The organism is Candidatus Enterococcus wittei (assembly GCF_002140175.1).
Lineage (GTDB): Bacteria > Bacillota > Bacilli > Lactobacillales > Enterococcaceae > Enterococcus_B > Enterococcus_B wittei.
The window spans coordinates 162,362-170,926 of the sequence record NZ_NGMO01000005.1; the positions used below are offsets into that span (position 1 = coordinate 162,362).

Below are 8,565 nucleotides of genomic sequence, written 5' to 3' on the forward strand. Positions count from 1 at the left end.
GGACTATTGCCCCTGCCGTTGAGAAAAAGCTTGGTACATCAATAGTCCAGCTGCTACGCTCGCATTCAAACTTTGAACATGACCGGTCATTGGAATGGTTAATAATTCATCCATTTCTTTTTTAAGTCCTGCACTCATTCCCTTGCCTTCATTTCCGATCACTAAGGCAATAGAGCCTTTGGCATTCCACGTTTGAAAGTTTGTCCCTTCCATGTCTGTACCAAATACCCAGAAATTTTCTGATTTCAATTGCTGAACGGTCTGAACTAAGTTGGTAACTCGTGCAATCGGCACATGCTCCACTGCCCCTGTAGAAGTCTTTGTAACGATTGGTGTAATTCCTACAGCGCGATGTTTTGGAATAATCACACCATCCACACCGCTGGCATCTGCCGTCCGTAAAATCGAACCAAAATTATGCGGATCTTCGATACTATCTAAAATCACGAAAAATGGAGTTTCTGTTTTTTCTTTTGTTTGTTCCAGTAACTGTTCCAGCGACAGATATTCATATGGTGTAATCGCTAATACGACTCCTTGATGAACGCCTCGATCACTCAACAAGTCTAGTTTTTGTTTAGGCACCCATTTCACCGGCACTGACTGCTCTCTTGCGATCGTTTTTAGTTCTTCGACTTTGTCACCTCTTGAGTCTTCTTGTAGAAACAGCTTATTTCCACGCCCTTGTTTTAATGCTTCAACGGTTGCATGGTGACCAAATACAAAATTGTCTTCACTAGTGGTTTCTTCTTGCCCCACATAAACGGTTTCTTTTTTAGCTGTTTTTTTCCCGTTCACTTTTTGAAAACGATGAGGTCCTTTTTTATTTTTTTTCTGATAATCTTGTTCTTTTTTTTCTTTACTCATGTGTTTCACCAACTTTCTCAATACACCATTCAATTAATTCTTCCATACGTTCGGTTTGTTTCGTTAAATGTAAATACCCCATCAGTGCCTCAAAGCCTGTCGCGATTCGATACGTCGTAATATCTGCATTTTTTGCGCTAGTATGGCTTTTTGAATTACGACCACGACGATAATAGACTTCTTCGTTTTCCGTTAATAATTTTTCTTCTAACATTTTTTTGATCAAAAATGCTTGTGCTTTTGCTGATACATAATTTGTTGCAGCTCGGTGTAATTTATTAGGCTTCGTTTCTCCTTTTCCAACCAAATAATCACGGATGTAGATTTCATAGATTGCGTCGCCGATATAAGCGAGTGCTAAGCCGTTCAATTGTGTATAATCTTTCATGCTTCTCTTCTCCAACGAGTACCTTGAGGAGTGTCATCCAACAAGATTCCCTTTTCTTTTAATAGATCTCGGATCTCATCACTACGGGCATAGTCTCGGTTTTTTCTGGCTTGTGTTCGTTCCTCAATCAACCGTTCAACCTCTTCATCAACAAGCTCATCCGTTGTAAATAAGATACCAAAAATCGATAGCCATTGTGCAAACAATGTTTCACCTTGTAATAATATTTCTTTTGAAACAGTTGCTTGCTCGAGGTAGGTATTTAACCATTTTGCTAATTCATATACCACAGTAATTCCATTTGCGGCATTAAAATCATCATCCATTTCTTCAATAAATCGCGCTTCCATTTGTTGAAGTTCAGCTAAATGTGTATCATCTCCAGTTAGTGTCTCTACCGCACTCTTCTGGCGAAATTTCAGATTATCAAAGGTATTTTTCAACCGTTGCAAGTTGGTTGCTGCTTCCTTCAGCGTGGTTTCACTATAACGGATTGGCCGACGATATTGTGTTGTGGCCATAAAAAAGCGCAATACTTGCGGATCTACTGTTTGGATCATTTCATGGACCGTAATAAAGTTACCTAATGATTTACTCATTTTTTGGTCATCTTCACCGATCGTTACATAGCCATTGTGCATCCAATAATTTGCGAATTTCTTACCTGTTTTCGCTTCACTTTGAGCAATCTCATTCTCGTGGTGGGGAAACTCTAAGTCTTGTCCACCGCCATGGATATCAATCGTGTCTCCGAGATGTTTTGTCGCCATAACAGAACATTCGATATGCCACCCTGGGCGCCCTTGTCCCCATGGCGAATCCCATGAGATCTCTCCTGGTTTGGCTTTTTTCCATAGAGCAAAATCTAATGGATCTTCTTTTTGATGTTGTTCTTCTCCTGTACGCTGACTGGCTCCAATTTCTAATTCATCAATTGACTGATCACTTAGTTGACCATAATCCTCAAATTTCCTCGTACGATAGTATACATCTCCTTCTGATTCATAAGCATATCCCTTTTCGATCAACGCTTGAATAAATGAAAGGATATCTTCCATATGATCCATCACTCTAGGGTGCATCGTAGCTGGTTTGACATTTAAGGCCTGAGTATCTTCTTCAAAGGCTTTGATAAATTGCGCTGCTACTTCTGGGGCACTTATACCACGGTCCTTTGCTGCTCGAATAATTTTATCATCTACATCTGTAAAGTTTGAAATGTAGTCTACTTGATACCCGCGATATTCAAAGTAACGACGAATTGTATCAAACGCAATCGTACTCCTCGCATTGCCAATATGGATATAATTATAGACAGTCGGACCGCAAACATACATTCCTACATGCCCTTCTCGTAGCGGCACAAACATTTCTTTTTCTCTCGTTAATGTATTATAAATTTTTATCATTGCGTTCTCCTTACTTTCTCACCCTTTATTCTTACCACTTTTGCTGGTATGCCAACTGCTGTTGCATCGTCTGGTATATCGTTCAACACCACAGCACTAGCTCCGATTTTGGCATTTCGACCAATAGTGATCGGACCTAAAATCTGTGCATTTGCTGAAAGCATTGCTCCTTTTTTGACAGTAGGGTGTCTTTTCCCTGTTTCTTTGCCAGTTCCGCCTAAAGTCACCCCATGGAACAAGACAACATCATCTTCAATCTCGGCTGTCTCACCAATGACGACCCCCATACCATGGTCAATAAATACACCTGAACCGATTTTAGCACCTGGATGAATCTCTACGCCCGTGATAAATCGCCAGAATTGTGCATTGATCTTTGCTATTAAAAACAAGCGATGCTTATACAAAAAATGCGACAGGCGATGCCAAAACAATGCATGTAGCCCAGGATAAGTCAATATAATCTCCAAAGTTGTGCGTGCTGCCGGATCATTCCGTTTTGCAGCAGCAATCGCTTGACTGAACCATCCCATCGTCTTTTGCTCCTTTCTTCTTTCTATTTATGTAAAAGCGATAAAGTCCATCGGATAAATAAATAAGCGTCTTTTAAATAAGTTTCCTTATTAAAAGACGCTATGAGGCGTGGTTCCACTTTTATTCATAATCTACGATTATCTCTAACAGGTAACGTCCGTTACTCGTCCTTAGCTACAGAGAGAGCAGCTTATTACTGTTCTCTCATTCACCAAGACCACTCCCAGAGGCATTTCAAAAAAGGATGATTGTCGACTCCCACCAACCGTCGACTCTCTTAAAATGATCCTTTTTTTACTTCTTTCTGTTCTTTGTGTTTAGTTCAATACTTGATTTAAATGTGCTAAAGATTTTTCTTTTCCTAATAATTCAATGGTCTCTGGTAATTCAGGACCATGCATTTGTCCTGAAACTGCAACACGAATCGGCATGAAGAGATTTTTCCCTTTGACGCCTGTTTCTTTTTGTACCGCTTTGATTGCTGCTTTCACTGTTGGTGCATCAACAACTTCCATTTGTGTCAATTGTTCTTTGAAAGCTTTTAAAACAGTTGGTACTGTTTCACCTGCCAAGACTTCTTTAGCAGCTTCATTTAACACTGGATGTTCATTGAAGAATAATGTAGAAACGTCAACGATCTCAGCAGCATAACTCATTTGTGGCTGATAAAGACTGACGATTCTTTTCACCCATTCAATAGTTTTTTCGTCTGGGTTTTCTGTCACACATCCGTCTGCGATTAGATAAGGCAAGCACATATCCGTTAACGTATCAAGATCCATTTCTTTGATGTAATGGTTATTGACCCATTGCAGTTTTTTCGCATCAAAAGCCGCTGGCGATTTACTCAAGCGGTTTGGATCAAACATGTTGATCAGTTCTTCTTGGCTAAAGATTTCCTCTTCCCCAACAGGTGACCATCCTAATAACGCAATAAAGTTGAACATTGCTTCTGGTAAATAACCTAATTCTCGGTATTGTTCAATAAACTGCAAGATTGATTCATCTCGTTTACTCAACTTTTTACCTGTTTCCGAATTGATGATCAAAGTCATATGACCAAAAGTTGGCGCTGTCCAACCAAATGCTTCATAAATCATCAATTGTTTTGGTGTATTAGCGATATGATCATCTCCACGTAATACATGTGTGATCTTCATCATGTGATCATCCACAGCTACGGCAAAATTATACGTAGGCATCCCATCTCGTTTTTGAATGACGTAATCGCCACCGATATTATCTGATTCGAACGTGATATCTCCTTTGACCATGTCTGTAAAAGCATACTCTGTATTACGAGGGACACGGAAACGAATAACTGGTTCTAAACCTGCTGCTTCTTTTTGTGCTTGTTCTTCCGGTGTCAAGTTGGCACAAGTTCCACCATAATGAGGCATTTCTCCGCGCGCACGTTGTGCTTCACGTTCTGCTTCTAGTTCTTCTTCTGTACAGTAACATTTGTAAGCACGGTTACTTGCTAGTAATTGATCAATCAGCGGTTGATAGATTTCTTTTCGTTCAGATTGACGGTAAGGACCATATTCCCCTGGGTTTTCAGGTGATTCATCCCAATTTATTCCTAACCAAGCAAGATTTTCTAGTTGGCTTTTTTCGCCATCTTCAATGTTCCGTTTTTGGTCTGTATCCTCAATGCGGATAATGAAATCTCCATCATTGTGGCGGGCAAACAAATAATTGAATAATGCCGTTCTTGCATTTCCAATATGTAGATGCCCTGTGGGACTTGGTGCATAGCGTACGCGTACTTTCGTCATTTTCTTCCTCTTCTTTCAAACTAGACTTTGAGACGTACAAGATGTTGACCATAAGATTTCCAAAGAAACATTTTGACTTGTATAAAAATCAAAAAGCAGCTTATCAAAGAACATATGTCAACCTTTTCTGTCAATCAACCTTGCAACGAATCTTCTTTAGCAAATAAATTGAAAAATTTAAAGCTACTCAGCACAAATTTTACCTTTAATATGAAAAATAGTAAAGCCAACTGGCGGAATTTCCTAACCAGTTGGCTTTTTTTTATTATCTATTCTTAGTTATTTCGCTTTTTTCTCATTTTCGTGCTGGTTATCGATCCCTCTTCCAGCATGTGCTGGCTTGGCAAAAATCATTCGTCCAGCTGCGGTTTGTAAAGCACTAGTCACGACTACTTCAATTCGCTCATTCATGTAGTGCTGGCCATCTTCCACAACAACCATCGTTCCATCATCCAAGTAAGCAACCCCTTGTTGACGTTCCGTTCCTGCTTTGACCACTAAAACATTCATGTTCTCGCCAGGGATCACGACTGGTTTCACCGCATTCGCTAAAGCGTTGATATTCAGTACCGGGACATTTTGAAATTCAGAAACTTTATTCAAATTGTAATCATTTGTTACGATGACTCCGTCTAACAACTTCGCTAACTTGATCAATTTACTGTCAACTTCAGTGATATCTTCAAAATCGCCATCATACATTTCAACAGAGATACCATCTTCTTTTTGTAACGCATTTAAAATATCTAAACCCCGTCGTCCACGAACTCGTTTCAAACTATCGCCTGAGTCAGCAATATATTGCAATTCATAAAGAACAAAATTTGGGATCATCAATGTTCCCTCTAAAAATCCAGACTTAGCGATATCATAGATACGCCCATCGATGATTACACTGGTATCTAAAATTTTATATTTGTGAAAATTGTCATTCAGTTTTCGCTCAAGCAGCTGGCTTTCTATTTGACTCGCTGTTTCTTGTTCTACCTTTTTATTTTTAGGACCGAAAATCTTTTTCCACTCCTCGATCCTCGTTGTACCCATTCTTAACCCTAGATAACCTAGAATTACCATTAGAAGAATAGGTAAAACACTGTTGACAAAAGGTAACTCGATATTATATAGCGGCATTGAAATAACTACCCCTAGCGTCAGACCGATAATCGCTCCGATTGCTCCAAATAATAGATAGGTCAAGCTGACCTCACTTAATTTTTCTTCTATTCGTTTAATGACTGCTGATATATGTTTGGCCAATAGCAGAGATAATAAAAAGAAAATAAGTGCACCTAACAAGCTATTGGTAAAGGTGTTATTCAGCCATCCGTTTGTCTGCTGACCGATCATCTGCCATGCTGTCGGTAAAAAAGAAATACCTAGGCTTGCTCCGACAATGATCATCAGCAGTGTGATGACACGTTTTTGCATCGTCTTTCCTCCTTTTCACTCATGATATTTTAGCGGAATACTCGTTTCAACGTTTCTGCAAGTGTGGCTACTCCGACTACTTCAATTCCTGGTGGAACATTCCAACCACCTAAGTTGTTTTTAGGCAAGTAAACTTTAGTAAATCCTAGTTTTTGAACTTCTTTCACTCGTTGTTCAATATGGCTGACTCGTCTGATTTCGCCTGTCAAGCCAATCTCACCAATAAAACATTCAGTAGGTTGGGTTCCTTTTTCTTTGTAACTTGATGCAATACTTACTGCTATAGCTAGATCGATAGCAGGCTCATTTAATTTTACTCCACCTGCTGCTTTTAAGTAAGCATCTTGATTTTGTAAAAGTAACCCTGCACGTTTTTCCAATACAGCCATAATCAATGATACACGGTTAAAATCCAAACCGGTAGTCGTTCGTTTTGCATTTCCAAACATCGTAGGGGTCACTAAAGCTTGTATCTCGACCAAAATGGGACGAGTTCCTTCCATCGCTACCACGATTGCTGACCCTGTTGCGCCTTCTAGACGCTCTTCTAAGAAAATCTGTGATGGGTTAGCCACTTCTTCTAATCCATGCTCATGCATTTCAAAGATCCCGATTTCGTTGGTTGAACCAAACCGATTTTTGACTGCTCTTAAAATACGAAAACTATGGTGTTGCTCTCCTTCAAAATACAAGACAGTATCCACCATGTGTTCTAACATTCTAGGACCTGCAATCGATCCTTCTTTTGTCACATGTCCAACGATAAAAATCGCGATGCCATTCGTCTTAGCGATTTTCAATAATTCAGCAGTTGTCTCCCTCACTTGACTGACACTACCGGCTACGCTAGTAATATCTGGTTGAGTCATTGTTTGGATCGAATCAATAATCACATAATCTGGGGAAATCTGTTCAATCGCTCGACTGATTTCATTCATATCAGTTTCTGCATACAAATAAAATTCCGTGTCGATCGATCCCAGACGTTCCGCTCGCAATTTGATTTGGTCTGCGCTTTCTTCCCCAGATACATATAATACTTTACCACCAATTGCTGCTAGTTGTTGCGAAACTTGTAATAGCAAAGTAGATTTTCCAATACCTGGGTCTCCACCAATCAGTATCATGGAACCAGGAACTACCCCACCGCCTAATACTCGATTCAATTCTGACAACTTCGTCTTGACACGTGGTTCTTTTTTGGGAATCACTTCAGCGATTTTCGTTGGCTTTGCTCTTTCGCCTGTCAAACTTGTACGAGTCCTACGATCAGTAGTGTCTTGCTCGATCTCTTCCACCATCGTATTCCATTTTCCACAGTTTGGACAACGTCCTAAAAATTTAGGCGACACATAGCCACAATTTTGACAAACAAACTGGACTTTTGTTTTTTTCGCCATGGTATCCCCACTTTCATTTTATTACTTTATACACGATCAGCTTGCTTCGTTAGAAGAACCAAACCCACCTTGGCGTGTTCGCTCTGTTTGATCTTGATCTGCTTTTAAGAAAGGTAGGAAGATTCCTTGACCAATTCTTTCACCTTTTTTTATCACGACATCTTTGAATCCAAAATTAGTAAATTGGAACATGATATGTCCTTCATTTGCTTCATTATTATAATAGTCACTGTCAATGACTCCTACCCCATTAGTTAAAATCAAAAAACGTTTCAGGGGATTACTAGAACGATTAGCCAACTGTAGAAATTCATCTTCTCCCATATATGCTTTAATTCCCGTAGGCACTAAAACAGGCTTAATCTTTTTTTCTTCGCCAGATAAAGCATCTTTAGCCATCGCATCCGTTACTGCAGCAAGGCCTTGTTTAAATCCTGCTTTCCAAATACTTGGAATGACTACATCTTCTGCTGCTTCAAAATCATATCCGGCTGCATGATGTGTCGCTCTTTGTGGTAATCGTAACTGTTGATCCATGTACTTTGTTACAATTTCAAATCCTCTTTTTTTCACCCAAGTCCCTCCCAAAGTAAACTATTTTTATTTTACCATATTCCTTGTAGCAATACCCCACCTTATAAAATTCTTCAAAAAATATAAAATTACAATAGAAATATTTCTGTGCTAGCTAAGTCGCAAAAAAGAGAAGTCATAAAAATTGTTCTCTATGTTTTTTTTTATTTTCGAAATACATTCTCATG

8 protein-coding genes and 1 other annotated feature are annotated in these 8,565 nt (G+C 39.3%); all 8 genes read right to left on the reverse strand.

From position 1 onward, the window contains the following. Positions 1–3: 3 nt before the first annotated feature. The 8 genes from rlmB to A5844_RS13250 all read right to left on the reverse strand — a co-directional run bounded on the left by rlmB (position 4) and on the right by A5844_RS13250 (position 8,377). Positions 4–867 carry a 23S rRNA (guanosine(2251)-2'-O)-methyltransferase RlmB gene (gene rlmB / locus A5844_RS13215; protein ID WP_086285636.1) on the reverse strand — a complete coding sequence of 288 codons (864 nt, stop codon included), beginning with the start codon at positions 865–867 and terminating at the stop codon, positions 4–6. After that, positions 860–1,255 (reverse strand): Mini-ribonuclease 3, encoded by a 396-nt coding sequence (locus A5844_RS13220; RefSeq protein ID WP_086285637.1) that lies wholly within the window; start codon positions 1,253–1,255, stop codon positions 860–862. The genes rlmB and A5844_RS13220 overlap by 8 nt, the downstream gene beginning before the upstream one ends. Further along, positions 1,252–2,664, reverse strand: coding sequence for a cysteine--tRNA ligase (gene cysS / locus A5844_RS13225; protein ID WP_086285638.1), 1,413 nt, complete (start codon positions 2,662–2,664; stop codon positions 1,252–1,254). The genes A5844_RS13220 and cysS overlap by 4 nt, the downstream gene beginning before the upstream one ends. Further along, positions 2,661–3,197: a serine O-acetyltransferase EpsC gene (gene epsC / locus A5844_RS13230; protein WP_086285639.1), complete on the reverse strand. Its 537-nt coding sequence runs from the start codon at positions 3,195–3,197 to the stop codon at positions 2,661–2,663. Before epsC ends, cysS begins: the two co-directional genes overlap by 4 nt. 90 nt (positions 3,198–3,287) lie before the next feature. Then, positions 3,288–3,519: a binding site (T-box leader), on the reverse strand. Continuing rightward, positions 3,516–4,976 (reverse strand): glutamate--tRNA ligase, encoded by a 1,461-nt coding sequence (gene gltX / locus A5844_RS13235; RefSeq protein ID WP_086285640.1) that lies wholly within the window; start codon positions 4,974–4,976, stop codon positions 3,516–3,518. Its footprint overlaps the feature before it by 4 nt. A 279-nt stretch (positions 4,977–5,255) precedes the next feature. Next, positions 5,256–6,404 (reverse strand): PIN/TRAM domain-containing protein, encoded by a 1,149-nt coding sequence (locus A5844_RS13240; protein WP_086285641.1) that lies wholly within the window; start codon positions 6,402–6,404, stop codon positions 5,256–5,258. 29 nt (positions 6,405–6,433) lie between these two features. Further along, positions 6,434–7,804 (reverse strand): DNA repair protein RadA, encoded by a 1,371-nt coding sequence (gene radA / locus A5844_RS13245; RefSeq protein ID WP_086285642.1) that lies wholly within the window; start codon positions 7,802–7,804, stop codon positions 6,434–6,436. A gap of 36 nt (positions 7,805–7,840) precedes the next feature. Further along, on the reverse strand, positions 7,841–8,377 hold the full coding sequence (locus A5844_RS13250; RefSeq protein WP_086285643.1) for a dCTP deaminase/dUTPase family protein: 537 nt from the start codon (positions 8,375–8,377) through the stop codon (positions 7,841–7,843). Positions 8,378–8,565 lie beyond the last annotated feature (188 nt).

Excerpts from the sequence above, each read along its gene's own strand:
- rlmB (WP_086285636.1), bottom strand. The coding sequence starts at position 867 with ATGAGTAAAGAAAAAAAAGAACAAGATTATCAGAAAAAAAATAAAAAA.
- A5844_RS13220 (WP_086285637.1), bottom strand. The coding sequence starts at position 1,255 with ATGAAAGATTATACACAATTGAACGGCTTAGCACTCGCTTATATCGGC.
- cysS (WP_086285638.1), bottom strand. The coding sequence starts at position 2,664 with ATGATAAAAATTTATAATACATTAACGAGAGAAAAAGAAATGTTTGTG.
- epsC (WP_086285639.1), bottom strand. The coding sequence starts at position 3,197 with ATGGGATGGTTCAGTCAAGCGATTGCTGCTGCAAAACGGAATGATCCG.
- gltX (WP_086285640.1), bottom strand. The coding sequence starts at position 4,976 with ATGACGAAAGTACGCGTACGCTATGCACCAAGTCCCACAGGGCATCTA.
- A5844_RS13240 (WP_086285641.1), bottom strand. The coding sequence starts at position 6,404 with ATGCAAAAACGTGTCATCACACTGCTGATGATCATTGTCGGAGCAAGC.
- radA (WP_086285642.1), bottom strand. The coding sequence starts at position 7,804 with ATGGCGAAAAAAACAAAAGTCCAGTTTGTTTGTCAAAATTGTGGCTAT.